Origin of the sequence: Plesiocystis pacifica SIR-1 (genome assembly GCF_000170895.1) — a bacterium.
Classification (GTDB): domain Bacteria; phylum Myxococcota_A; class Polyangia; order Nannocystales; family Nannocystaceae; genus Plesiocystis; species Plesiocystis pacifica.
In genome coordinates, this window is the sequence record NZ_ABCS01000057.1 from 1 (window position 1) to 24,651 (window position 24,651).

Genomic DNA, 24,651 nt, shown 5'->3' on the forward strand with positions numbered 1-24,651 from the left:
TTACTTCAGGGCTAGTCCATCCAGAATTTGATGATGTCGTTGCGTAGGGCGATCAACATCAACACGATGATGATCGTCAGCCCGATGCCGCTGGCGATCTCGCGCGCGCGCTGGCTCAGCGGTTTGCGGCGGATGGCTTCGATGGTGAAAAAGAGCAGGTGCCCGCCGTCGAGGATGGGGATGGGCAGGAGGTTGACGAAGGCGAGGTTGAGGCTGATCAGGGCCATCAAGGTCAGGAACTCCGTCGAGCCCTGCTCGGCCGCGGTCCCGGCGAAGGCGAAGATGCCGACCACGGAGCTGAGCTCGTCGACGCCGCGCTGGCCCGTGAGCATCTGGCGAAGCGCCGTCCACATCACGGTGATCATCGAGGTGGTCTCGTCCCAGCTGGCCCGGGCCGCGTAGGTGAAGCGGCCGCGCACGGGCTCCATGGCGGGGGCCTGGCTGATGCCGTGGGGCTCGGCGCCGAGGTACAGGTAGGTGTACTCGGTCTTGTAGATGTCCTCGGTCGTGCGCAGCTCCTGGACCACGCGCAGCTCCCGGGGCTCCTCGCCCACGGACTGGACCAGCATGGTGACCGGCTCGGCCTTGGCGCGGTTGAGGATCGAGGCGACGGACTCCCAGCGCGTCACCGGCTGCTCGTTGACCTCGAGCACGCGGTCGCCGGGGTGCAGGCCGGCCTTGGCCGCGGGCGAGTCGTGCTCGACGGCGCGGATGAAGGTGTTGGCGGGGAGCAGGCCCGTGGGCGAGGGGGCGTCGGACGTGGCGCGCAGCCCCGGGCGCTCGCGGGTCTCCGTGCGCGGGAGCAGCTGGGCGTGGTTGCTCTCGAACCACAGCAGCGTGCCGAACTGGAAGGGGGTCGGGCGCGGGCGCAGGTAGGTCAGGCGGACGAGGGAGTCGGGCGGGTCGGCGACGAGGGTCTGGAGATCCTCGATGGTCTTCACGGGCTCGCCGTTGATCGAGGTGATCACGTCGCCGGTCCGCAGGCCGCCGACGTAGGCCGGCGACTCGGGATCGCTGATGCCGATCTGGGGGGCGTAAAAGTGAGCGTAGACCCCGAGCATGCCCCGGGCCTCGGGCACGCCGAGGGCGTTCTCGAGGAAGCTGCGTCGGGGTGTCACGAAGCGCTCGACCCGGCGGCCGTGCTTTTCGATCTCGATGCGCAGCTCGACGTCGGGCTTGTCCGCGACCATCGTGCGCATCTCCTTCCACGAGCGCACGTCCTCGCCGTCGATCTCGACCACGCGATCCCCGGGCTCGAGGCCCGCGAGGGCGGCCGCGGAGCCGTCGAGCACGGTGCCGATGACCGGCGGCGGCTGGGCCGAGACCGACAGGAAGTAGAAGAAGAAGAACACCAGGGGCACGACCAGGTTGGCCAGCGGACCGGCGGCCAGGACCAGGTAGCGGGCCCACAGCGGCTTGTTGCCCAGGGCGCGGTCGCGATCGGCCTCGGGAATCTCCTCGTGGGGGTGCTGCCCGAGCAAGGTCACGTAGCCGCCCAGGGGGATCGGGGCGAGGCAGTACTCCGTCTCGCCCATGCGCCAGCGCAGCAGGGGCGGGCCAAAACCGATGGAGAAGCGCCCGACCTTGACGTCGACGAGCTTGGCCGCGAGCAGGTGGCCGAGCTCGTGGATGAAGATCAGCGGACCGATCAGGAGGATGAAGGCCAGGAGCTTGGTCATCGAGGGTCGTCTCGGATCCGGTGCTCAGGCCGCCCGCAGCGAACGGCGCTCATGGCGCGGCGTCTGCGCTTCCCGGTGCGAAGGTGCCCGCGCTCAGGGAGGTTCATAGACGAAAGCCCTGGCGAAGGCCAAGGGAGGCGAGATTCCCCCCGGCGACCACGGCCGCGGGATGGGCGAAGGCCGGCAGACGCTGATAGCATGCGTCGACCTTGGCGCGCGCGAAGCAACAGGGCCCGCAGGCGGTCACGAAGGACACCCTCGACGACATCGAGGAGAGCATCGAGCTGCTCAAGGTGGCTTACGAACGCTATTTCAACGGGGTCGACCGCGTGCCCCCGAGGCGCGAGCACGACAAGGTCAAGCGCAGCGTCCGGCAGCTCGAGCGCGTCCGCATCGGCTCGACGGCGCTGCGCTTTCGGGCCCAGGGTCTGCGCGCGCGGCTGATCACCTACGAGCAGTATTGGCGGCGCATCCTCAACCAGATCGAGAAGGGCACCTTCAAGCGGGTGCTGGCCGAGTCGGCCCGCCGCGAGTACCTGGCGGCCCAGCGCAAGCGGGAGCTCGCCGAGGAGGCGGCCAGGCAGGCGGCGGCGTTGGAGGCCGAGGAGGGCGAGGCCAGCGAGTCCACGACCGACGGGAAGGTGCGAAAGCGCGCCGTGCGCAAGCCCGCGACTCGGCCTCGACGTGCGGCCTTGCCGGACGGGGTGGACGCGGGTAAAGCCCGCGATCTGTTCAAGAACTTCATCGCGGCCAAGAAGGCCGCGGGGGAGCCGACCAAGGGCCTGACCTACCAAAAGCTGGTCGCAAAGCTGTCTCGGGAGGTCCCCAAGCTCCGCGAGAAGCACGGCAGCAACATCCGCTTCGAGGTCGCCACGGTCAAAGGCAAGGTCCGCCTCCGGGCCCGCCGCGACAGCTGAACGCGACCTCACTCCAGCTTCGCTCCATCCCCGCTCAACCCCGTCCCGCGCGTCGCTGAATCCACTCGGGCGCCGCGTCGTCACAGCACCCACAGCGAGCACCGCGCTCCAACTCCCCCGAGGACCGCCTCATCATGACCCGCACGACTCTTACCTTGGCCGCTGTCGCCGCTTTCGCGCTGACCGGCTGCTTCAAGAACACCAGCGACGACTCTCAAAACCCCGACGGCGTGGCCGCTGACGGCGCCGAAGACGGCAGCGGTCAGGGCGACGCCCAGACCGAGAGCCGAGCCCGCGGCACCACCACCGCGGTCGCCGGCGGCAAGCCGGCCCGGGCTCGGACCACCACCGTCCAGACCAAAAAGCCCCCGCGCGCCGTGCCCTCGGAGCCGGTCGAGCCCCAGGACGACGGCCCCAACGGCTTGATGGCCGAGGCCTTCCCGGCGTCCGCCTTCGGAGCCGAGGCCCTCGACGCCATGCCCGACTTCAGCAGCGCGACCGCGACCGAGCGCTTCACCGTCCCCAACCTCGACTTCGACGAGGTCAGCTTCGAGGACGGCTTCCCCGGCCTGACCGTGGCCAAGGAGAACTACGCGCTGCGCTTCACCGGCTCCTTCAACGTGGTCGAGGAGGCCGAGTACGAGCTGTGCCTGCACAGCGACGACGGCTCCCAGCTGCTGCTCGAGGACACCCTGCTCGTCGACAACGACGGAGTCCACGACGCCCCCGTCGAGGCCTGCGAGCTGGTCTTCCTCGCCCCCGGTGAGTACAGCATCCAGATCAACTACTTCCAGGCTTCGGGCCCCTCGCTGGCCCTGCACTTCGCCTGGGCCATGAACGGCGGCGACAAGGCCATCGTGCCCACCGACGTGCTGTTCAAGCCGGCCACCGACGCCGCCGGCGGCTGAGCCTCACCACCCACACCACGCACCACGAGCGGCGGGCTTCTTGCCCGTCGCTCGTCGCAATTTCAGGTCTCGGGCCCGGCGATGGGGAGATCGAGGAAGAAGCGGGTGCCCTCGTCGACCGCGCTCTCGACGCTGAGCTCCCCGCCGTGCTCGGTGACGATGCCGTGGCTGACCGAGAGCCCCAGCCCGGTCCCGTTGTCGCGGCCCTTGGTCGTGTAGAAGGGGTCGAAGATCCGCGCGCGCACGTGCTCGGGCATGCCGGCCCCGGCGTCGCGGACCTCGATGCGGATCCAGCCGGCGCCCTCGCGCTCGAAGGCGCTGGCGAGGATGTCGATGGTCTTGCCCGGGTCGTAGCCCGCGTAGCGCTCGTTGAGGGCGTCGCGGGCGTTGGTCACCAGGTTCATGACGATCTGCTGGATCTGCTGCGGGCGGCAGCGCAGCTCGGGCAGGGCGGGGTCGAGCTCGACCGAGAGGGTGACCTGGTCCTTGCGCAGCACGGCGCGGAGCAGCGAGAGGGTGCCCTGGACGATGGCCTCGACGCTGACGCGCTCGAGCTTGCGGTCTTGCTCCTGGCGCGAGAAGGCCAGCAGGTTGCGGACGATGACCGCCACGCGCTTGGCCTCCGTCGAGATCTCGTCGGTGAACTCGAGCACGGTCTCGCGGTCGTCGGGGTGCGAGCGCACCAGCTCGGCGTAGTTGAGGATGCCCTGCACGGGGTTGTTGATCTCGTGGGCCACGCCGCTGGCGAGGGTGCCGATGGACTCGAGGCGCTGCTGCTGGCGGTTCTTGGCCTCGAGCTGCTTGCGCTCCGACACGTCCGTGGCGATGAACAGCAGCTTGCTCCGGTCGCTGCGCTGGCTGGGGATCTCGATCGGGGCGATGCGGATGAGGTGCCAGCGCGTGGGCAGGGACTCGAGGTCGTCGAGGCCCGGGGCCTTGGGCGTGCGCAGGCACAGCTCGAGCTCCTGGGCCTCGTGGCTGGACTGCGCCCGGGCGCAAGCCTCCCGCCAGCTCGCGTGGCCGCTGGGGTCGACGAGGGCCTCGGCCGGGGTGCCGCGCAGCTGCCGGGCCAGGGCCAGGTGTCGCTCCCGGCGGGTCGCCGCGTCCGAGCCCGACGCGTACAGCTGCCCGAGGTGATTGACGAACTCGACGTGCCCGTGCTCGTCGATGAGCGCGACGATGTCCGGGGAGCCGTCGACGAGGGAGCGCCACTGGGCCTCGCTGCTGGCCAGCGCGGCGTAGAGCCGGGCGTTGTCGAGGGCGCTGGCCGCCTGGCGCATGAGCACGCGGATGAGCTCGAGGCGCTCGCTCGAGAAGGCCCGGTCGACGAGGTGGTTCTCGAGCACGAGCGCGCCGATCCGGGTCTGGCGCTTGAGGATGGGCACGCACAATAGCGAGCGCACGCCGCTGCGCTGGGCGTAGGGGTCCGCCGAGAAGCGCGAGTCCTCGAGCAGGTCGGCGAGCACGAGGGGCTCGCGGGTGCGCACGGCGTAGTGGACCACGCTCGCGGGGATCCGCCCCCGGGCTTCGTGGAGCGGCACCGGCGAGGCCATGAATTGCTTGCTGCGGCCGCTGTCGCCCTCGGCGACCAGGGCCAGCTCGCCCTCGCGCTCGAGCAGCAGCAGGCCCCGATCGGCGCCGGCGTTCTCGATGGCGGCCGAGAGCACGGTGGTCAGCACGTCCTCGATGTCGAGCTTCTCGCTGACCCGGCGCAGGGTCCCGAGCAGCGTCGCCATGTCGAGGCTGAGGTTGACCGAGCTGCTCGAGGTGGCGGCCCCGTGGAGGCCGACGCCCACGGAGGTGTTGACCATGGTCGAGCGATCGAGGGGGATGGCGTGGGAGTGGGCGGTCTCGCGGCGCTCGAGCTGCTCCGACATCCCGAACGCGCCCCAGCGCTCGAACACCTTGCGCGCGTGGCTGCGGCCGCCGCGGGCGACCACGTCCCAGCCCTGGCGCTCGGCCAGGCTGGCGATGCGCAGGCTGCTGAGCCCCTCCATGTAGGGCATGCCGTGATCGCTGGCGAGGCGCTGGGCGGCCTCGTAGTCGGCGAGGGCCTGGCCGGGCTCGCCCTCGAGCAGGGCCAGCTCGCCGGCGCACATCTGGGCCATCGCGGCGAAGTTTTCGGGGCAGTCGGCGGCCCACTTGCGCAGGATCTTCAGGTTCTTGCGGATGATTCGCCGGGCCTTTCGTCGGGACCTGCGGGGGGCCTTGAGCTCGTGCTCGACCAGGAGCATCGACCACAGCATGGCGAAGCGCGGCAGCTGCCAGACCCCAAACAGGACCTGGGTGAAGTCGCCGCAGATCGGGGCGATGAGCTCGAGCAGGGCCTTGCGCTGGGACGAGCGCAGGCGCCCGGCGGCCATGCCCAGGAGCAGGCGCCCGTCGAGCTCGACGATCACCGAGATGTACTGCGTCAGCCGGCTGATCTCGAGCCCGTCGGCCTCGGAGCGGGTCAGGAAGGGCTGCGGCGGCGCCTTGCGGGCGACGAGGGCCTGGGCGTAGCGCGTGTTCATCTCGGCGATGAAGCGCATCTCGGCCGTGCCCCAGTCGGGCAGCTCGCGGCGCAGGCGAGGCTCGAGCTCGAGGACCTCGCGCAGGTGCGTGCCGGCGATGGTGTGCAGACCGATCCCGAGCGCGCCGTAGTAGCCGGCGTTCTCGCGCTCGCCGAGCTCGAGGGCCTGGCGCGCGGCGTCCTCGATGGGCTGGGCGCACTCGGCGAAGCTGCGGAACCTCGGGCCCGCGAACAGCAAGGCGGCGGCGCGGGTGCGCAGCAGGGTGGAGGCCCGGCTCGAGCGCTGCTCGGCGAGGGCGATGGCGATCTCGGACAGCGCGCGCGCCCCCGCGACGTCCCCGAAGCCGGCCATGGAGATCGCCAGCTGAGACAGGCCTTCGGCCGCGGTCGGGTGGAAGCCGTGATCCAGGACCAGGCGGGCGTGGAGCACGGTCACGATCACGAACAGGTTGAGGTTGACGACGAGGGAGGCGTGCTTGAGCTCGCCGACGATCTCGATGGCGGAGTAGATCCGTGGGTCTTCGCAGGGCGGCGCCGCGAGCAGCTCTTCGAGGCTCGCGCGCTTGGCCCGGCGGCTGGTCCGGAGCACGTGCCACACGAGGTGGGCCGTCTTGGGCGCCCGCGGCAGCCGGATGCCGCACGCGTCGAGGCTCTCGAGGCCGACCTCGACGGCGCGCTCGAGCTGCTGGTCCAGGGTCAACACCCGGACCTTGCGGGCGGCGATGCGGCCGCGCTCGCTGTCGGTGAGCGGCCAGTCCAGGAGCTCGTCGAAGGCCGCCCGGGCGTCCTCGACCTCGCCGGCGAGGGCCGCGGCCTGGGCCCGGGCGAAGGCCGCGGCGAAGGCCTGCGCGCGGGCGTCATCGTCGAGGGGCAGTCGGCCGGCGCGGGCGAGCTTGCGCTCGGCGCTCAGCAGCTCGAGGGCCCGGTCGAGGTAGCGCAGGCTGGGGATCCAGGCCGCGGCGGAGAGCGCCCGCTCGCCGGCCTCGACGGCGATGGCGGCGAGCTCGAGGCGCCAGCGGTCGTCGAGGCCCGCGGCGTGGGGGTAGCCCTCGGCGAGGGCGTCGGCGATCGCAAACACTTGCTCGCCCAAGCCCTCGGGTTCGCCAGCGGTCTCGCGGACCTGGGCGAGCAAGTGGCGGCCGAGCGCGCCCCGGATCGCCCGTCGGCGCGTGTCCGAGAGCTGGGCCCGGGCGAACTCGGCGAGGCGGGCGTGGCCGAACACCAGCTCGGCCCCGGCGGGGATGAGCAGGCCGAGCTGCTCGAGGGCCAGGAGCTGCGGGGCGAGCTCGCTCGCGGGCTCGTCGAGGACGGCGGTGAGCGTGGTCAGCTCGAAGCGGACCCCCACGCAGGCGGCCGCGCCGAGCAGCAGGCGCTGGGCCTCGGGCAGGCGCCCGAGCTTGCTGGCGAGCAGATCGACGGCGTCGTCGGGGGCCGGCGCGGCCGCGATTGCGTCGAGGTCCCACTCCCAGCCCGAGCGGGTCGGACGGATCAGGCCCTGGTCGTGGAGGTCGACGAGCAGCTCGCGGATGAACAGCGGGACGCCGCCGGTCTTGCGCGCGACGAGCTCGGTCAGGCCCCCGAGCTCTTCGCGCTCGCGCCCGAGCACCGCGCTCAGCAGCTCGCCGAGGGGCCCCTCGCCGAGGGACTCGAGCTGGACGACCCGGACCGCGCGGGGGTGGTCCTCGGCGAGCTCGTCGAGGGCCTCGCGCAGCGCCGCGGAGTCGTCGGGGACAGCGGGGCCGTCGGGCGGGTCTGGATCGAGGAGCGTGACCACCAAGAGCACCGGGTCACCCTCGCCGCCCTCGAGCAGGGCCCGGAGCAGGGCGACGTCGCTCGCGTCGGCGTGGTGCAGGTCGTCGATGGCGAGGGCCAGGGGCCCCTCGCTGGCGAGGGCGCCGGCTAGCCGCGACAGGGCCAGGCGCAGGCGCTGGTGGGCCTCGCCGAGGGCCAGCGCGGGCGCGGGGGGCTGCTCGCCGATGACCAGGGCGAGGCTGGGGATGAGCTCGACGACCACCGGCGCGACGCCGCCGAGGGCCTCGCGCAGGCGCAGGCGCCAGTGGACCAGGCGCTCCTCGCTCTGGGCCAGGAGCTGCTGGATCTGGTGCTCGAAGGCCTCGACGAAGGGGCGGTAGGGCCGGTCCGATCCGTCGCGCACGCAGGTCGCGACGACCAGCGAGCCGCCCCGGGAGCTCAGCGGCGCGGACAGCTCGTGGAGCAGCGCCGACTTGCCCAGGCCAGGGGCGCCCTCGATGATCACCAGGCGACGGCTGCGGGCCTCGACGGTCTTGGCCAGCTCGTCGGTGAGCGCGCGCTGCTGCGTGGCGCGGCCGTAGAGCTGGCGGGGGAGCTGCAGCGTCGTCGGGTGGTCGTGCTCGCCGAGGGGCAGCTCCCCGTCCTCGCCAGCGCGCAGCATGGCCTCGGCCTCCTCGAGGTCGATGAGCAGGCCGCGGGCGGACTGGTAGCGGTGCTCGGGGGCCTTGCGCAGCAGCTTGGCGACGATCGCCGACAGCTGGCGGGGCAGCTCGGGCACGAGCACGCGGATCGACTTGGGCCGCCGGGCGAGGTGGGCGTGGATCAGCTCGAGGGGCTCGGTGGCCTCGAAGGGCCGGCGCCCGGTCAGCATCTCGTAGAAGGTGACGCCGAGGGAGTAGAGGTCGCTGCGGAAGTCGACGCTGCGCTGGGTCCGGCCGGTCTGCTCCGGGGCGAGGTAGGGCAGGGTGCCGGCCAGCACCTCGGGGTCGTAGATGAAGCGCCGGGCGTTCTCGAGCAGCACGGAGATGCCGAAGTCGGCGAGGAACATCTGGCCGCGGCGATCGACGAGGATGTTGCTGGGCTTGATGTCGCGGTGGATGACCTTGCGCCCGTGGACCTCGGCGAGGGTCCGGGTCAGGCTCAGCGCGGCGGGCATGAAGCGCTCGACGCTCATCGCCTGGCCGCCGAGGTGCTCGGCGAGGTTGTGCCCGGGGATGTAGTCGAGCAGCAGCACCAGCTGGTCGCCGGCGCGCTCGAGGCTCAGGGCCTGGACGACCCCGTCGAGGTCGAGGGACTGGAGCACCTGAAACTCCTGCTCGACGCGGGCCTCGGTGCCGGGATCCCCGAGCTGAAAGACCTTGGCCACGACCCGCTTGCCGTCGCGCTTGCGCGTCGCCTCATAGACGCGCGAGCGCTCGGAGGCGCGGAGGATGCGGTGGCTCTCGTAGCCGCTCAAGGGGATGGACATCAGTCGGCGCGCATCGAGGACTCGACCGAGTCTCGCACGAATCGGGGGGCGCGAGCAGCCTGAGCTGGCTCAGCGGGTCGGTCAGAACGAGCCTGTCCGTCCCACGTCCACGACTCGGGCTGTCCAAAGGGGCAAGCCCTTCGCAGCGTTCACAGCCCGGGGCAATCGAAGCCGAGGACTCGAGGCGCGGCCCCGCCCCGGCGCAGCAGGGCCTCGCCCACGCCAGCGGCCTCGACCCCGATGATGTCCGCGTCCGCCTGGTGCAGATCGAGCTCGCGCCACACCGGCCACTCGTCGACGGCGACCAGGGGCACCCCGAGCAAGGTGCTGACCTCGCCGGCCGCTGGACCCAGCATGGCGCTCTCGTTGCTCAGCTGCACGAGCTGGCCCCGGCCCTCGAGGGGGAGCGCGAGGCTGGTCTGCAGGTAGGAGTCGGTGATGGTGTCGAGGCGCAGCAGGGCGCCCGGGCTCTCGCCGAGGCCGTCGATGTAGACCTGAAAGGAGTAGGGGTCGACGGCGGTCACCGGGTCATCGAGGACCACGGGCTGGGCCCAGACCTCGCGGAAGGTGATCAGCCGGGCCTTGGGCCAGTCCTCGGGGATGCGCAGGTCGAAGAAGGCCACGTCGTAGACCGACACGTCCGGCAGGCCCGCGTCGGGGTTGGACAGCTGCCGGCGCTGCCACAGGCCCAGGCCGACGCGCTCGCCCGAGGCGACGCTGGTCGGGGAGCCGGCGCGGATCTCCTGGGTCGTGCCGAAGGCCGCCGCGCACAGCTCGGGGTCGGGGAGGTCGGCGCAGGGGTCGAAGTCGAGGATCCACGCTGCGACGAACTCGAGGGTCGACGGATCGAGCTCGAGCACGCCGATGTCGACGGAGGTGCCCGTCGAGCAGCGGGGGATCGCGGTCAGGTGCGGCACGCCCTCGAGGGCGAACAGGCGGTACTGCCAGGGCAGCCCGCAGGAGTCCGCGGACTCGTTGGGGAAGTTGCCGAGCATGGCGTTGCTGGCCCACACCCCCAGGCCGGGGCTGAGGGCGTAGAGCTCGAGCAAATCGACGCCCGTGAGCAGCAGCCAGGCCTCGCCCCCGGGGCCGTTGGCGCGCAGCTGGGCCGTGTCGCCGATGCTCGGGGGGCGATCGAGGTAGTCGACGGTGACGAGATCCGTGGGCGAGGCGGGGACGCGGACGAGGGCGAGCTCGAGGGCGTCGGGGTCGGGGTTGTCGGGATCCGCCGGGGAGTCCTCGGGCACGCTGACCAGGGCCCACCCGCCGGGGCTGCTCGGGCCGTCGCCGACGAAGGCGTGGATCTCCGCGACCTCGAGCTCGGGGGGCAGGGCGAGGCCGAGGTCGGCGTGCAGCACGGCGACGCAGTCGCTCGGCTCGGTCGACTCGGGTCGGAGGTCGAAGGCCCCGCGAGGATCGCTCTCGCAGGCTAGGGCGGTGAGCGCGAGGGCGAGGGCGAGGAGCGACGCGCCCGCGCGGGGGCATCCGCGGCGCCGCGCCCCGGGGCTCATCGGCCGAGGACCTCGTCGATGACCTCGGAGGTCACGGCGGCGATGCGCTCGAGCTCGGCCTCGCCGACGTTGAGCGCGGGCATCCAGTAGATGGTGTCGTGGAGCGGGCGCAGCAGCACCCCGCGGTCCATGGCGGCGCGGCGCAGGGCCAGACCGAGGCGGCCGTCGGCGGGCCCGCGCTCGCGGTCGACGACGAGGGCCGCGACCATGCCCGCCTGCCGGCTCTCGATCACGGCGGCGTGGCGCTGGGTCAGCTGCAGGCGCAGCCGCTCCATGTGCGCGATGCGGGCGGGCAGGCCCTCGAGGGTGCGCTCTTCGGCGAACACCGCGAGGCTGGCGAGGCCGGCCGCGCAGGTCACCGGGTTGCCCGTGAAGGTGTGGCTGTGGGCGAAGGTGTTGCTCGGCGAGCCGTGGAAGGGGGCCTCGAAGCCGTTGCGGATCAGCGTGGCGGCGAGGGGGAGCACGCCCCCGGACAGGCCCTTGCTCAGGCACATCAGGTCGGGCACGACCCCGCTCCACTCGCTGGCGATGAGCTTGCCCGTGCGCCCAAAGCCGACGGCGATCTCGTCGGCGATGAGGTGGATGTCGCAGGCCCGGCAGGTCTCGGCGAGGCGGCGGTAAAAGCCCGCGCCGGGCATCACCATGCGGCCGGCGCACTGGATGATGGGCTCGACGATCAGCGCGGACAGCTCGTCGGCGTGGGCCTCGAGCGCGGCGACGGCCGCGTCGGCCTCGGGGCTGTCCGCGCCCAGCTCGGGCCGGTGCTCGGGGTGCTCGCTAGCGAGGTCGGCGTGGGCGTGGTCGGCCTGGCTGGGCGCGGGCAGGTAGAGGGCGTCGTGGAGCAGGGAGCCGAAGGGCTCGCGCCACGCCGGGCTGCCGCACACCGCCAGCGCGCCGAGGGTCTCGCCGTGGTAGCTGTTGCGCAGGGCCGCGAAGCGCCGCTTGCCCGAGCGCCCGTCCGTCTGCCCGCACAGCACGCGGCGCTGGTAGCTGAGCTTGAGCGCGACCTCGATGGAGGCCGAGCCGCAGTCGCTGTAGAACACCTTGGCGTAGCTGGGCTCGCGGACGTCGTCGCGGGGGGCCGCGGCGATCAGCGCCTCGGCCAGGGCGACGGCGGGCTCGTGGGTGAAGCCGGCGAACATCACGTGGTCGAGGCGGCCGACCTGCTCGCGCACCGCCGCGACGATGCGCGGGTGGCCGTGGCCGTGGATCGAGGTCCACCACGAGCCGATGGCGTCGAGGATCTCCCGGCCGTCCGGCGTCTTCAGCCACACCCCGGAGGCGCTGGCGATGGGGACGGGCGGGTTTTGCTCGAGGTCGCCGAAGTGGGTGGCGGGGTGCCAGACGACGGCGCGATCGCGGGCGCGAAGGTCGGTGGGGCTCAAGGGCTGGTCTCCGTCGCTTCGGCTTCGGGCTCGGCGGTGGTGTCGGTGCCGGCGTTTGGATCGTCGAGCTCGGGATCCAGCTCGGGATCCAGCTCGAGATCATCCAGCTCGGGCTCCGGCGCAGGCTCGGGGGGCTCCTCCCCGATGAGCTGGCGGACGTTGGTGACCAGGGGCAGATCCTCGTCGGCGTTGCGCCAGCGCTCGGCCGCGCGGCGACGCTTGTCGAGGGCGGCGCCCTCGTCCCCCTCGGCGGAGTCGACGGCCGCGACGAGCAGCAGCGCCCAGGGGTCCGCCGGCGCGAGCTCGGTGAGCTCGTCGGCGAGCTCGCGGGCGCGGGGCAGCCGGGTGCCCTGGCCCACGAGGACCGTGAGCTCGAGCTGCTGCAGGTAGGTCTCGAAGGGCGGCATGGCCCGGGTCAGCACGCTCGGGTTGCCCCCGCTGACCTCGGCGGCCTCGCCCTGGTTGACCGAGGCCTGGAGCGAGACGATGCGCCGCTCCAGGGTGCTCATGGCCTGCTGATCGTTGTTGTCCCGGCGCGCGCGGATCCACAGGTTGTGGACCAGCCCCGGGGACACGGCCCCGCAGCGCGCGGGCCCGGGCTCGATCTCGAAGCGGTAGGCGTAGCCGCACCACATGTCGAGCAGGCGCTGGCTGTGGGGGTGGAGCCCGCGGCTGAAGGTGTAGCGCTCCATCAACGCCGCGGCGTCGCGCAGCCGGCCCTGATCCAGGAGCAGGCGCATGGCCGGCTCGGGGTTGTAGTCGCCGACGGCCTTGGCCCACTGCGCCGCGACCTCGCGCTCGCCCGACAGCGCCGCGAGGTGGGCCGCCCGCGCCCCGACGATCGGCGCCTCGTTGTTGGTCAGCAGCAGGTCCTCGAAGGCGTCCATGGCCTCCTGCTCGCGGCCGAGGGCGAACAATAGGTCGACGCGGGCGAGCTCCCAGCGCGTCGCCAGGGGCGGGCCGCCGTCGGTCGAGAAGCTCGTGCTGAGGGTCCGCAGCGCCCGCTCGGCCTCGGCCTGCAGCGCCTCGTCGCCCTCGCGCGCGCCCTCGAGGCGCGGGACCAGGGAGTACTCCACGGCGATCGGCAGCCAGCTCTTGGGCAGGCGGTCGGCCTCGCGCTCGCTGATCAGGGTGCGCAGCGGCCCGGCGATGGCGTAGCTCTTGGCGCAGGCGCGCAGGGCCATCTCGCGCCACTCCCGGCTGCCCTCCCAGTTCTCGCTGGGCTTGTCCGAGTCGTAGCCGGCGTCGTGGCAGACGGTGAGCCGGCCCTTGGCGTTGCCGAGCTCGTGCTCGAGGGTCGCGCGCCAGAAGATCAGCGCGGCCGACTCGGGGGTGCGCTGGTGCAGGCGATCGAAGATCCGCTCCGCGGCCTCGAAGTCGCCGACGTCGTAGTTGCGGACCGCCGCGTCGAGGTCGGCGACGGCGACCTCGTCGGGCAGCCCGAGCTCGCGCGCGGCCTTGTCCTCGCGCCCGCGGAGCACGAACACCGCGGCGATCACGGCCGCGATCACGGCCGCGCTCGCGAGGTACCAGCGCAGCCGCCCGCCGAAGGGTGAGACCAGGTTGGCCGCGGTCTGAGCCGAGAGCGGGCGCTGGTCCGGGTCGTGGTTCATGCACCGGGAGATCAGCAGGGACAGGTTCCAGGGCGTGTCCTTGCGCAGGCTCCGGGCCGGCGTGGGCTTCTCTTCCTTGAGCTTGATCAGGAACAGCTTGGCGTTGGGCGCCTCGATGGGCAGGCGCCCCGTGAGCATCTGGTAGAGCATCACGCCGAAGGAGTAGAGGTCGCTCTGGACCGTGGCCGGCGAGCCCTCCCACAGCTCCGGGGCCATGTAGGCCGGGCTGCCGAAGATGGTCCCGGCCTCGGTGCGGACCAGGGAGCGGGCCTCGGCGGGGTTGGGGCGCACGCTCGGCGCGGGCGAGTCGAAGCCGGCGACGCCGAAGTCCATCACGATGGCGCCGCGGTGGGTGAGCATCACGTTGGCCGGCTTGAGGTCGCGGTGGACGATGCCGGCCTCGTGCGCGGCGTGCAGGCCCGAGAGGATCTCGTAGCTGATCTCGCGAATCTCCCGCAGGGTCATCGGCGGGTTGCTGTCCTCGGTGTCCGGCTCCTCGCTGCTGCGGCTGGCCTCGACGAGCTCGTCGAGGGTCTGGCCCTGGAGGTACTCCATCGAGAAGAAGGGCAGGCCGTCGGCCTCGCCGGTGTCGTGGATGCGCACGACGTTGGGGTGCGTGACGGAGTGGGCGAGGGCGACCTCGCGGAGGAAGCGACGGACGGTGGCGCGGCTCTTGGCGAGATCGCGGCGCAGCACCTTGAGGGCGACGTGCTTTTTGAGCAGGCGATCGCGGGCCAGGTAGACCTCGCCCATGGACCCGCTGCCGAGGCGTCGCTCGAGGGTGTAGCGATCGTTGATGATCGAGCCCTCTTCCCACACGCCCTTCTTGTTCGGCTCGACGTGCTGGCTGCGGCCTTCGGTGATCGAATCGGCGGCCGCGGCGACGTCCGCGCGGACGGGCTTGCGTCCGACTGGCGTGCTGAGTTCGGCGGTTTGATCCGGCGGGAACACCTGAACGCCAATGTTAGCAGGACCGCCGCGAGACACCGATCTGCACGGGCTCGCAGGGGTGCGTCGCCCCTACCCAGGGGTGGCTGTTCGGGGTCTCCTGGAGGCACAGGGAGTGTTTTCCCCCAGTTGCGACGGGGGGAGGACCTTCGAGCGGGCTCGAGCGGGACGGGCTATGGTGTCGCCACTTGGCCGGCGCAGCTGCGCCCTGCGCCCTGCCCACTCACTGGAGGAACACTGCATGGCCCCGTCCTCGAACCCGTCCTCGCCCTCGCCCCGCGCCCCGCGTCGCCCTTCCACCATGGCCTCGCTCGGCGCGATTCTCCTCCTGGGTGGCCTGACCGGCGTCTCGGCGAGCTGCGTGCTGGTCGTCGACGACACCGAGTGTGGGCCCAACGCCTACGAGTACCGCGGCGCCTGCTTTTGCGAGGACGGCTTCGAGGGCGACCCGGGCTTCGACGAGGGCTGCGACCCGATCATGACCGTGCGCATCACCGACGACTGCGACGACTCCGCAGACATCGGCTGGAAGCTGTTCTCGGACGACCGCGACTGGACCTGGCCGTCGGGTACCGCGGTCTACGTGACCCCCGGGCTGGGCCTCGATGGCTACGAAACCATCACGTGCAAAGACGGCGAGCAGATCTGCTTTGGGGCGGAGTCGGAGAGCGGGTTGACCTGGGGTGTCGGCACGGACTTCAGTCAGGGCTGCGAGGATTGTTGCTTCATCTGCGGCCCCTACGAGCACGACCTCGGCTTCTTGACCTGCGGCTGACGTGCGCTGGCGCGGTCTCGGGGGCGCCTTGGCAGACACCAAAAGTGGTGGCATAGTCCCGCCGATTTGAAGTCCGGGAGCCAGGCAGGCTCGCGGGACTGGAAGAGGCATGTTGGAGATCGCTCGACTTCTGGAGAACGCCCTGGCCAACAACCGCTCGGGGCTGCGCAAGGCCGCAAAGCAGACCCTGGCCAGCGCTGATTTGAGCACCACGGTGCGCGAGCTGCTTGCGAGCGAGGCGGGTCACGCCATCCGCGAGCTGACCATCAAGGACCTGGAAGAGGCGCTGATCGAAGCAGGCGCCGGGGTCGAGATTGGGTCGGCTGTGCGCGCCAATGGCAACGGTTCGAGCGGGGGAGGCCGCCGCGTGGTCGTCGCAGCGCCGACGACCTCCGCCGACAGCCAGAGCCGCGACGAGTTCATGTACCGGCGGATCCTCGAGGTCCTCGCCGAGTCCCCCGGGCTGACCATCGGCCAGCTCGGCAAGCAGCTCGACCTCGAGACCGCGGAGCTGCGCGCATACGTTTCGTGGATGCGCCAAGTGGGCAAGGTGGTCAGCACCGGTCGCGCTCGCGCGACGCGGTACTCGCTGCCCATGGGCGTCGACGCCTGAGGGCGGACGGCGCTTCGTGGGAGAAGAAGGCGCACTGAGCGGCGCGATCCCGTGATTTGGGCGTTCGCGCGCCTTCCTCCCTAGTAGGCTGCTAGCCACGGTTGCCGGCCGCGAGCGCTTGCGGGATGCTCTGGGGCCGTGGCGGGCCCATCGACACCGACATCGACGCCCGACTTGCTCGAGCAGGTCGCGGCCCTCAAGCACGATCTCGGCAAGTACGTCGCGTGGACCTCGGCCAACCTCGAGGACGCCGTGTGGACGGGACCGGTGGACGACGAGCTCGTGTCCGCGCTGTGTGCAGACCTGCTCGCCACGCGTACACACGGCGAGTCGAAGGAGGCGGCCTGGGAGGTGTGGCGGTCTCACCGCGCGAGCTTGCCCGAGGCCCTCGAGCCCGAGCTCGCCGCCGTCGAGGTCGCCGTCGGGGTCCTGGAAGATGCCGGCGCGTGCCTGCGTCGGGGCGATCGTGAGGCCCTCGCCGCCAAGCGCAGCGCCGTGCGCGAGGCGCAGATGACCATTCGGGCCCAGCTGCGCGGGCTCCACCGGCGACTGTTGCGGGAGCGCTGATGCCGTCGATCCTGATCATCGACGACGAGGACAAGTACCTCGAGCTGTGCAAGCGCTTCATGCCCGAGCACGACTTCGTCGGGCCGGCGCGCAGCTACGCCGACGCGGCCAAGATCCTCGCGCGCTCCCGGCGAAGCATCGAGCTGGTGCTGCTCGACGTGCACTTCGACATCCCGACGGAGGCGCTGCTGCCCGAGGACAAGGGCGCGCTGCTGGCCAAGGGCAACCCCGAGCGGACCCTCGAGCGCCTGCGTCGCTCCCAGGGTCTGCGGATCCTCGATCGCCTGCGCAAGCGCTACCCGGACCTGCCGGTCATCGTGATGACGGCGCTCGACGATCTGCCCCTCGAGGCCGACGCCGAGCGCCTCCACGCCGAGGACTACACCTACCTCCTCGACGACGAGTACCTCGACGCGCGCGCCCTCAAGGTCCAGGTCGAGGGCATCCTCGCCCGCGCGGTCCGGACCGAGGACGACGGGCCCTTTTACTGGGGCACGGCCGCGGCGATGAGCGGCCTGCGGCGGCGCCTGACCATCCTCGCCCGCGGCCAGCTGCCGATCATCATTCAGGGCGAGACCGGCACGGGCAAGAGCCTGGTCGCGCGCGAGTTCATCCACCCCAACTCCGGGCGGGCCGGGTCCTTCATGGCCGTGGACCTGTCGACGATCCCCTCGGAGCTCATGGGCGCGCATCTGTTCGGCGTGGTCAAGGGCGCTTACACCGGGGCCAACACCTCGCGCGAGGGCGTGCTCGCCAAGGCCCACGGCGGGACCTTGTTCCTCGACGAGATCGGCAACCTCTCCCTCGAGCTGCAAAAGTCCCTGCTGCTCGTGCTCCAAGAGGGCCGCTACCGCCCGGTGGGCTCCGTGGAGGAGCGCGTCACGGACGTCAAGGTCGTGGTCGCGACCAACGAGAACCTGGCCCAGATGGTCCGCGAGGGCCGCTTTCGCGAGGACCTCTACATGCGCCTGAACCCGGCCACGGCGGTGACCCTGCCGAGCCTGCGCCAGCGTCGCGACGACTTCCAGCACCTGCTCGAGTTCTTCCTCTCGCGGGTGTGCCAGGGCGGCTACAACGGCGACTTGATGCGCCAGTACGCCGAGCAGCGCGGGCTGTGGGTGCCCGGCGAGGGCGAGGAGCTCGAGATCAGCGTCAGCCGGAAGGTGCCGAGCAAGCCCTCGCCCCGGCGCATCCACATGCTCTTGCACCCCAACAGCTACAAGCTGCTCCAGGACTTCGCCTGGCCCGGGAACTTTCGCCAGTTCGAGATGGTGCTCTCGAACCTCGTGACCTTCACCCTCGTCGAGCTCGTCGATCGCGTGGAGCTGGTCGAGCCCGAGCTCGACCGCTTCGAGGGCGCCGCGGCCCGGGCCGACGTGATCGTCATCCAGCCGCGGACGATCCGCGATCTCCTGCGTCCGTTCACGGAGCTGGCCCTGGTCGGCGCGAGCGAGGCGAGCGCGGGGGAGGGCACCCGCGACGAGCAGGGGGCCGTGGGCATGCGCGTGCGCGTGCAGCCTGGGGACTCGCTCAACGCGGTCAGCTGCGAGGTCGAGCGCCAGTACCTCGAGAGCCTCTACCACCACTTCCGCGGCGACCTGTCCGAGGTCGCCGGCTTCCTGCTCGCCGACGGCGACGCGGGGCGCAAGGTCCAGCTGCGCATGAACCAGCTGGGCATCAAGCTGCGCGAGCTCAAGCGCGCGCGGCCTGGGGGAGGCGGGTGAGCGTGCTCGGGGCGCGGGCTCGTCGGCGACTGCTCGTCGCGACCGCGGGGCTGCTCAGCCTGGGCCTCGCGGGCGCGAGCGGGGCCGCGCCGCCCGCCGATCCGCTCCCCGCCCCGGACCTGAACGACGCGGGCTCGCTGCCCGACCTGGCCGAAGAGGGCGGCTCGGAGACCGGCTCGGAGCTCGAGATGCTCGACCCCGAGGAGCAGCGTCAGCTCGAGTTCGACAACCACCTCGGCCAGGCCAAGCGCGCCTACCAGCAGCACCGCTACGACGAGTCCGTGGCCGAGTACACCGCGGCCCTCGAGCTCTTCGACGGCGACCCCGAGGCCCTGCTCGGCCGCGCCCTGGCCCACAAGGCCGACCCCGAAAAGGGCAGCCGCTGCCCGACCCAGGCCATCGAGGACCTGACCCTGCTCGAGGTCTACGACCCCCGCGGCCTGTGGCTCGAAGAGCGCGACACGGCCGTGGAGTGGATGGGCCTCGAGGCCTGCGTCGACGTCTACCTGACCGAGCGCCGGACCATCGCCGAGGAGCTGACCAAGCTCGAGCGCAAGGACAAGGAGCGGCCCGAGGACATTCGGATGACGGCGGCGCAGCTGCGGCGCAGCGAGGCGGACCTGGCCCGCAACGAGCAGCAGGCCCGGCGCCACCTCCAGGCCGCGACGGAGCACCTGGTCCGCTACCGGGACGAGTGCGAGGCCGACGAGCGCAAGCCCGAGCTCGCGGCGATGCAGCTCGAGGCCGAGATCTACGAGCGCCTCGAGCAGGCCGAGGCCGCCATCGAGGCCTACGAGCGCATCGCGACCACGCACCCCGACGACCCCCAGGCGGTCAGCGCAGCCAACAAGCAGATCGCCGAGCTGCGCTTGGAGCTGCAGGTCGCCCGGATCCAGGAGCTCCAGGGCGGCGAGCCCACCCCCGAGGCCGAGGCCGCCTACAACCGCGGGCTCTCGGCCCTGCGCGGGGGCAAGCTCGACACCGCTCGGGCCCAGCTCCAGCAGGCCGTCGACGAGTCCCCCTGGTACCCGCGGGCGCACTACTACCTGGGCGAGGTCCACGCCCGCCAAGAGCACTTCCCCGAGGCCGTCGAGTCCTTCAAGCGGGCCATCGCCATGGAGCGCTACGACTACGCCGCGCACATGGCCCTGGGGCTGCTCTACAAAAAGGAATTCTCGGGCGCCGAGGACGAGCAGGCCCGGGTCCACCTCGATCTGGCCCTGCGCCTGCGCCCGGACCTCTACGTGCTCCACTTTCACCTGGGCGAGCTCTACGCCCGCTCCGACAAGGAGCAGGCCATCGGCCACTTCCGCCGCTTCCGCGAGCTGTGCGACGCCGACGACCCCAAGCGCGCCGCGGCCAAGGACGCGATCTTGGCCCTGCAGCGCGAGGTCGAGGAGGCCGAGCCCTTCGTGCCGCCGCCGCCTCCGTCCAACGTCGACCGCCTGGACCCCGCGCTCTACCGGCTGATCAGCGAGGCCTACGTGCTCGGGGCGGAGCACGGCGAGTGGGACCGGGCCGAAAAGCTGCTCATCAACGGCCTCAAGCAATTCCCCGACGAGACCGCGCTGCTCAACATCCTCGCCCAGGTCGTCGACGCCCAGGGCGAGGGCGGGCGCGCCCGGGCCTTTTGGGAGGACAGCCTGCGCGTGGACCCGAACCAGATGGAGGTCAACGAGCGCCTGGGCCTGATGCTCGCCAACTCCAAGGACGGCCGCGACTACCTGCGCCGAGCGGCGGACCTGGGCTCGGTGATCGCCCGCTACCGCCTGGCCGAGCTGCTGTGGGACAGCTACGACCCCCAGGACCTGTGGAACGCGAGCGAGGAGCTCGACATCTACCTGCGCGAGGCCGGGCCTTACGACGTCTACTGGGACAGCGCCAACGCCCTGCGCAAGCACATGGACGACACCTTCCGCAAGATCTACGCGGGGGTCGGCTTCGCGGGCGTGTTCTTGCTGTCCTTCCCCCTGGGCTTGATCTGGCGCCGGGTCCGGGGCTCCTCGCTCAAGCAGATGCTCCAGCACGCGCCGACCAGCTTCCCCGAGGTCGCGCGCATCCTGAGCCTGATCCGCCACGAGATCCTCAAGCACAACACCACCTTGCTGTCCGACGTCGGCCGGGCCCTCGAGATGGACGAGCCCGACGCCGAGGCCCGGGCGACCCTCCTGGCCCGGCGCCTGTTCGGGGAGGCCGGCGACGCCGATCACGGCGAGCCCGGGGAGTACGGCTCGGGGGAGCGGCGGGGCATCTACGGGCGCTTTTTGGGCTACGTCCGCGAGCTCGAGCAGGTCGGTCGGGCCCACGGCGTGACCTTGAACCTGCGCCGCAAGGACCCGACCTTCAAGGCCATGCTGCGCGCCTTCGACGACGTCGCGGGCAAGGCCAAGTGGCTGCGCCACCCCGGCGGCCTGCGCCCCAGCAAGAAGCTCGAGCTCGCCCGGGTGCTGCTGCGCGCCGGCGACGTGCTCGGGCGCCGGGCCTTCGACCGCCTCAGCGACATCATCCGCAAGCTGTGCATCGCCAAGGTCGACGGCGAGTTCATCGCGGGGGTCTACGAAGAAGTCGCGACCGAGGGCAAGTTCGCCAAGCTCGACATCGGTCCGGCGCAGGTCGAGGGCCAGGGCGAGAAGGTCCGCATCTTCCCCTCGGACCTCCACGACATCCTCGCCAACGTGCTGCGCAACTCGTTGATGTCCTCGGCCATGTACGCCCAGCCGCCCATCGCCCTCGGCGTCGAGCTCGAGACCGAGCTCGACGACATCACCGGCCTGGCCACCTTGGCGATCCGCATCAAGGACCGCTCGCCCGAGCGCCTGACCAACGAGATGTTGCGCGGGCGCTACGTCGAGCGCGGCATGGGCATCACCGCCGACCTGCTCTCGCGTTACGATGGCTCCATCGCCGTCGAGCCCGAGCCCGGCTGGGAGAAGGCCGTGGTGCTGCGCTTTTTCGCCCTCGAAGAGGACGAGGCCGTGGCCGGAGACGAGATTCCACGGGCCGAAGACCTCGGACCCGCCGTGCCCGCCCACTCCTGACCCCGACCCGCTGACCCGCCCGCCCACAGCCAGATCGACTGACGATGCCCGGACAAACCCCTGCGCCCCGACGCGTCCGCGTCCTCGTGGTCGAGGACGGCGACGAGTACATCACCAACCTGACCACCTTCGTGGCCGAGGGCATCGACTACCGCCAGGCCAAGAGCGGCGGCCAGGCCGAGCGCATGGTCCACGCCGAGCTGCCCGACGTCGTCTACCTCGACATGCGCTTCGACCGGACGCCCATCGAGGAGCTGCTCGGGGACATGGTCCAGCTCACGGGGCGCTTCAACGGCGACAGCGGCCGGGCGCGGCGCTTCCAGCAGGACAACCAGGGCCTGTTCATCCTCCGGGCCCTGCGCGACGCCGGCTACCGTCGCCCGGTGATCCTGTCCTACGACTTTGGCGCGGAGGAGCGGCGCTTTCGGGCGCTCTCGGCCAAGGACCCGGCGCTCTTTTATTGCCCGGACTACGCCGACGCCAAGACGATCCGGCGGGCGATCATGCGGGCCGCGGGCGTGAGCGCCTGAGAGGGTCGACCGGCCCAAGCCGTGGGGGTGCTGGCTGGCTCCAGCCTGCTACAGTCCCGCCGTGAGCCTCGAGATCGAACCCGATCCTTACCCCGCGATCCGCGTGAGCATGTTGCCGGCGGACACCAACGCCCACGGCACCATCTTCGGCGGGAAGATCCTCAGCCTCATCGATCAAGCCGGCGCGATCGGTGCCCACCGCATCGGCGCGGGTCGGGTCGTGACCGTGGCCATGCGCGAGGTGGTGTTCCAGCACCCGGTGCGCGTCGGCGACATCGTCAGCTGCTACGCCGACGTGCTCAAGGTTGGGCGGACCTCGATCACCGTGTGCGTGCGCGTCGAGGCCCACCGGCCCACGGACACCAAGCGGGCGGTGCAGGTCACCAAGGCCGAGGTCGTCTACGTGCACATCGACGACGCCGGGCGCCCCGTGCCCATCCGGGAGTCGAGCAGCCTGTAATCCTTGCGTTTGACGGGCTCGCGGAGCCTCGTCCACCCTTGGCTCATGCGGACCCCAACTCGCCCTCGCGCCCTCCTGTTTTGCACCCTCTTCGCCCTCGGCGGACTGAGCCTGAGCGTTGCCACTGGCTGCGCGGAGCAAAAGGGCACGCGCAAGAAGGACGACGACAAGAAGGACGAGGCCAAAAAGGACGCGCCCAAGCAAGACGAAGTCAGCCAGGGCGAGGCCAAGAAGGGCAACTGAGCGACGCGTGCGCCTGCCTCTGCGCCATCGGCCGCCAGCCACGCCCGAGCCCCTGCGCCGCTGCGCGCACCTCGAGGCCCTGGCCGAGGCTAGCGTCGGCCTGCCCCTCGGGCCGGCGGCGCGTCACCTGGTCGGGGCTGGCGGCCGCGGGCGTCACGGCAACGCGCTGCAGTGGCACCTGGGCTTGGACTGCCACGACAGCGTCGCGCAGCCCGACTGGGAAGGGCGCATCGAGATCAAGCTGATCAGCGTGTGGCAGCGGGCCGACGGTCGCCTCGCCTGCGACCGCATCAAGGTGTGCGAGGCCAGCGTCGACCCCTGGGCCAAGCTCGCCAACGTGCTGTTCGTATTCGCCGACCGCCTGACGCGGGTGGTGCTCGGCCACGCCTTCTTCCACCTCGGCGCGGCGAGCCTGGGTCGGCTCGCGCGCAGCTGGGGCGTCGACCCCCACTTCGGCCGCCCCGACCTCATCATCGAGTCCCGCGACAGCGCCCAGGGCATGTCGCCGGCCTACTACCTGTCCGCGCGATGGCTCGTGGGCGAGGGCCTGCTCCCGGAGCACCCGGTGCACTGGGGCTACCGCTTTGACAACCGGTGGTGGCGGGACGTCCGGGCCGAGTTCGCCGGCCGCTCGCCGCTGGTCACCCTGGCGCGGGTCGACTCCGGGGAGACCACGCCCTGTTCCCGCTGCTCCGGCCGCCTGCGCGTCGATCTGGACCGGGTGTTCGAGCAGGGCTGGGCGCCAGCGCACCACACCATGCCGCTGGGCGATCGCTGCGCCTTGCGGGGCCACGTCGTCGTCGACCCGCGGCGCTTGCCCGAGCCCCACTGCGCCAGCGACGAGGAGCTGTTCGCCGCCGTCGAAGGTCGGGTGCCGGACGAGGATCTGTGGCGGCTGGCCGACCGCGTGCCCGAGCCCGAAGATCACGGGCACTGAGTTCTGTTTTGCCCCCACAGCCGCCTGGGACCGGGGGCGCTTCGTCGCTGTCCGCTCCTCCGCTTTGGTTTGGTGGGCAATGGAGTTCGTGCCTTTGAGAGGGCATGTGGTCGCCCCCGCAAGCGGGGGCGTGGATTCGTGTGCCCGGCATGGACACCGACCTGGAGGTGAAAGTCCTCCTCCAAGGAGCCACGAACGAAGAAAGGGAAGCGCAAGGGCCCGAGGGCGACTGAGTCGTGGACGTGGGGCAGGGAGGGCGTGGCGTCGTCCACGACGGCTAAAATAGACAGAGGGGCGGACAGGACTCGTTCTGGCCGACCCTCTGAGAGTTTGTGAACTTTTCCTCTCGGTGTGGGATCACAAGCACCGAGAGGGAAGTCCATGCCGAAGTCGCGCCGAGAGAAGCCCCGCCTGCGAGAAGCCGAGCGCCACCAGCTCGAGTTTCGCTCCTACAACCTCGACTCGCTGTTGGCTGATGACCATCGAGCCCGACTGTTATGGGCAGCGGTCGGGCAGCTCGACCTCTCGAGCTTCTACGACGCGATCGAAGCCCGAGGAGCGCAGCCAGGACGACCCGCCACGGATCCCAAGGTGTTGCTGACCCTGTGGCTGTACGCGATCTCGGAGGGCATTGGGAGTGCTCGTCACCTCGCGCGGCTGTGCGAGCGAGACAACGTCTATCGATGGATCTGTGGCGGCTTGAGCATGAACCATCACACGCTGGCGGAGTTTCGGACGGGGCACGGAGACAAGCTCGACGAGCTGATGACCCAGCTGCTGGCGACGCTGATGCACCAGGGCCTGGTGACGCTGAGGCAGGTCTCCCAAGACGGCGTCCGTGTACGAGCGAGCGCAGGGGCAGGCTCGTTTCGACGCCGGGCGACCCTCAACAAGTGCCTGAAGGAGGCGAAGGCTCGAGTGCGAGAGCTGAGCCGGCAGCTCGAGAGTGACCCCGGGGCCGAGAACAAGCGGGAGCAGGCCGCAAAAGAGCGAGCAGCGCGGGAGCGACAAGAGCGTTTGACGCGGGCGCTCGCGGAGCTCGACGAGCTGGAGAAGCAAGACAAGGCCAAG

The 24,651-nt window shown here is 71.3% G+C and carries 16 protein-coding genes and 1 pseudogene; 12 read left to right on the top strand and 5 right to left on the bottom strand.

Annotation, left to right across the window (positions count from 1 at the left end):
• Positions 1-11 precede the first annotated feature (11 nt).
• Positions 12-1,679, bottom strand: a complete 1,668-nt coding sequence (rseP, locus tag PPSIR1_RS25115; protein WP_006973987.1) for an RIP metalloprotease RseP — start codon at positions 1,677-1,679, stop codon at positions 12-14.
• A gap of 209 nt (positions 1,680-1,888) precedes the next feature.
• On the opposite strand from rseP, the gene PPSIR1_RS25120 reads away from it, so the two are divergent.
• The gene (locus PPSIR1_RS25120; protein WP_006973988.1) at positions 1,889-2,596 is read left to right on the top strand and encodes an MXAN_5187 C-terminal domain-containing protein; all 708 of its coding nucleotides are present in this window, start codon (positions 1,889-1,891) and stop codon (positions 2,594-2,596) included.
• 134 nt (positions 2,597-2,730) lie between these two features.
• Complete coding sequence (locus PPSIR1_RS43765) at positions 2,731-3,504, top strand: PA14 domain-containing protein (protein ID WP_086001684.1); 774 nt, start codon at positions 2,731-2,733, stop codon at positions 3,502-3,504.
• A 62-nt stretch (positions 3,505-3,566) separates the two neighbouring features.
• Here the strand turns inward: PPSIR1_RS43765 and PPSIR1_RS25130 are convergent, their stop codons facing one another.
• The 4 genes from PPSIR1_RS25130 to PPSIR1_RS25145 all read right to left on the bottom strand — a co-directional run bounded on the left by PPSIR1_RS25130 (position 3,567) and on the right by PPSIR1_RS25145 (position 14,696).
• On the bottom strand, positions 3,567-9,236 hold the full coding sequence (locus tag PPSIR1_RS25130; RefSeq protein WP_006973990.1) for a protein kinase domain-containing protein: 5,670 nt from the start codon (positions 9,234-9,236) through the stop codon (positions 3,567-3,569).
• Between the two features lie 149 nt (positions 9,237-9,385).
• Positions 9,386-10,747: a hypothetical protein gene (locus PPSIR1_RS25135; RefSeq protein ID WP_006973991.1), complete on the bottom strand. Its 1,362-nt coding sequence runs from the start codon at positions 10,745-10,747 to the stop codon at positions 9,386-9,388.
• Positions 10,744-12,132 carry an adenosylmethionine--8-amino-7-oxononanoate transaminase gene (bioA, locus tag PPSIR1_RS25140; RefSeq protein WP_006973992.1) on the bottom strand — a complete coding sequence of 463 codons (1,389 nt, stop codon included), beginning with the start codon at positions 12,130-12,132 and terminating at the stop codon, positions 10,744-10,746. The genes PPSIR1_RS25135 and bioA overlap by 4 nt, the downstream gene beginning before the upstream one ends.
• Positions 12,129-14,696 (bottom strand): serine/threonine-protein kinase, encoded by a 2,568-nt coding sequence (locus PPSIR1_RS25145; RefSeq protein WP_006973993.1) that lies wholly within the window; start codon positions 14,694-14,696, stop codon positions 12,129-12,131. The genes bioA and PPSIR1_RS25145 overlap by 4 nt, the downstream gene beginning before the upstream one ends.
• Positions 14,697-14,994: 298 nt before the next feature.
• Between PPSIR1_RS25145 and PPSIR1_RS43770 the strand changes: the two genes are divergently transcribed.
• The 10 genes and pseudogenes from PPSIR1_RS43770 to PPSIR1_RS25195 all read left to right on the top strand — a co-directional run.
• Positions 14,995-15,468, top strand: a complete 474-nt coding sequence (locus PPSIR1_RS43770; RefSeq protein WP_006973994.1) for a hypothetical protein — start codon at positions 14,995-14,997, stop codon at positions 15,466-15,468.
• A 109-nt stretch (positions 15,469-15,577) separates the two neighbouring features.
• Complete coding sequence (locus tag PPSIR1_RS25155; RefSeq protein ID WP_006973995.1) at positions 15,578-16,081, top strand: hypothetical protein; 504 nt, start codon at positions 15,578-15,580, stop codon at positions 16,079-16,081.
• 138 nt (positions 16,082-16,219) lie between these two features.
• The gene (locus PPSIR1_RS25160; RefSeq protein WP_157595957.1) at positions 16,220-16,648 is read left to right on the top strand and encodes a hypothetical protein; all 429 of its coding nucleotides are present in this window, start codon (positions 16,220-16,222) and stop codon (positions 16,646-16,648) included.
• Positions 16,648-18,372, top strand: coding sequence for a sigma-54-dependent transcriptional regulator (locus PPSIR1_RS43775; protein WP_006973997.1), 1,725 nt, complete (start codon positions 16,648-16,650; stop codon positions 18,370-18,372). Before PPSIR1_RS25160 ends, PPSIR1_RS43775 begins: the two co-directional genes overlap by 1 nt.
• Positions 18,369-21,410, top strand: a complete 3,042-nt coding sequence (locus PPSIR1_RS25170; RefSeq protein ID WP_006973998.1) for a tetratricopeptide repeat protein — start codon at positions 18,369-18,371, stop codon at positions 21,408-21,410. Before PPSIR1_RS43775 ends, PPSIR1_RS25170 begins: the two co-directional genes overlap by 4 nt.
• A gap of 44 nt (positions 21,411-21,454) precedes the next feature.
• Positions 21,455-21,940, top strand: coding sequence for a response regulator (locus PPSIR1_RS25175; RefSeq protein ID WP_157595958.1), 486 nt, complete (start codon positions 21,455-21,457; stop codon positions 21,938-21,940).
• A 61-nt stretch (positions 21,941-22,001) separates the two neighbouring features.
• Positions 22,002-22,400 carry an acyl-CoA thioesterase gene (locus tag PPSIR1_RS25180; RefSeq protein ID WP_006974000.1) on the top strand — a complete coding sequence of 133 codons (399 nt, stop codon included), beginning with the start codon at positions 22,002-22,004 and terminating at the stop codon, positions 22,398-22,400.
• Between the two features lie 45 nt (positions 22,401-22,445).
• The gene (locus PPSIR1_RS25185; RefSeq protein WP_045116710.1) at positions 22,446-22,643 is read left to right on the top strand and encodes a hypothetical protein; all 198 of its coding nucleotides are present in this window, start codon (positions 22,446-22,448) and stop codon (positions 22,641-22,643) included.
• A 7-nt stretch (positions 22,644-22,650) separates the two neighbouring features.
• Entirely contained in the window at positions 22,651-23,580 is a 930-nt protein-coding gene (locus PPSIR1_RS25190) for a hypothetical protein (RefSeq protein WP_006974002.1), read from the top strand.
• A 381-nt stretch (positions 23,581-23,961) separates the two neighbouring features.
• Positions 23,962-24,651: pseudogene (locus PPSIR1_RS25195) on the top strand (IS1182-like element ISPlpa2 family transposase); the annotation flags it as partial.

Excerpts from the sequence above, each read along its gene's own strand:
- rseP (WP_006973987.1), bottom strand. The coding sequence starts at position 1,679 with ATGACCAAGCTCCTGGCCTTCATCCTCCTGATCGGTCCGCTGATCTTC.
- PPSIR1_RS43765 (WP_086001684.1), top strand. The coding sequence starts at position 2,731 with ATGACCCGCACGACTCTTACCTTGGCCGCTGTCGCCGCTTTCGCGCTG.
- PPSIR1_RS25130 (WP_006973990.1), bottom strand. The coding sequence starts at position 9,236 with ATGTCCATCCCCTTGAGCGGCTACGAGAGCCACCGCATCCTCCGCGCC.
- PPSIR1_RS25135 (WP_006973991.1), bottom strand. The coding sequence starts at position 10,747 with ATGAGCCCCGGGGCGCGGCGCCGCGGATGCCCCCGCGCGGGCGCGTCG.
- PPSIR1_RS43770 (WP_006973994.1), top strand. The coding sequence starts at position 14,995 with ATGGCCTCGCTCGGCGCGATTCTCCTCCTGGGTGGCCTGACCGGCGTC.
- PPSIR1_RS25155 (WP_006973995.1), top strand. The coding sequence starts at position 15,578 with ATGTTGGAGATCGCTCGACTTCTGGAGAACGCCCTGGCCAACAACCGC.
- PPSIR1_RS43775 (WP_006973997.1), top strand. The coding sequence starts at position 16,648 with ATGCCGTCGATCCTGATCATCGACGACGAGGACAAGTACCTCGAGCTG.
- PPSIR1_RS25175 (WP_157595958.1), top strand. The coding sequence starts at position 21,455 with ATGCCCGGACAAACCCCTGCGCCCCGACGCGTCCGCGTCCTCGTGGTC.
- PPSIR1_RS25185 (WP_045116710.1), top strand. The coding sequence starts at position 22,446 with ATGCGGACCCCAACTCGCCCTCGCGCCCTCCTGTTTTGCACCCTCTTC.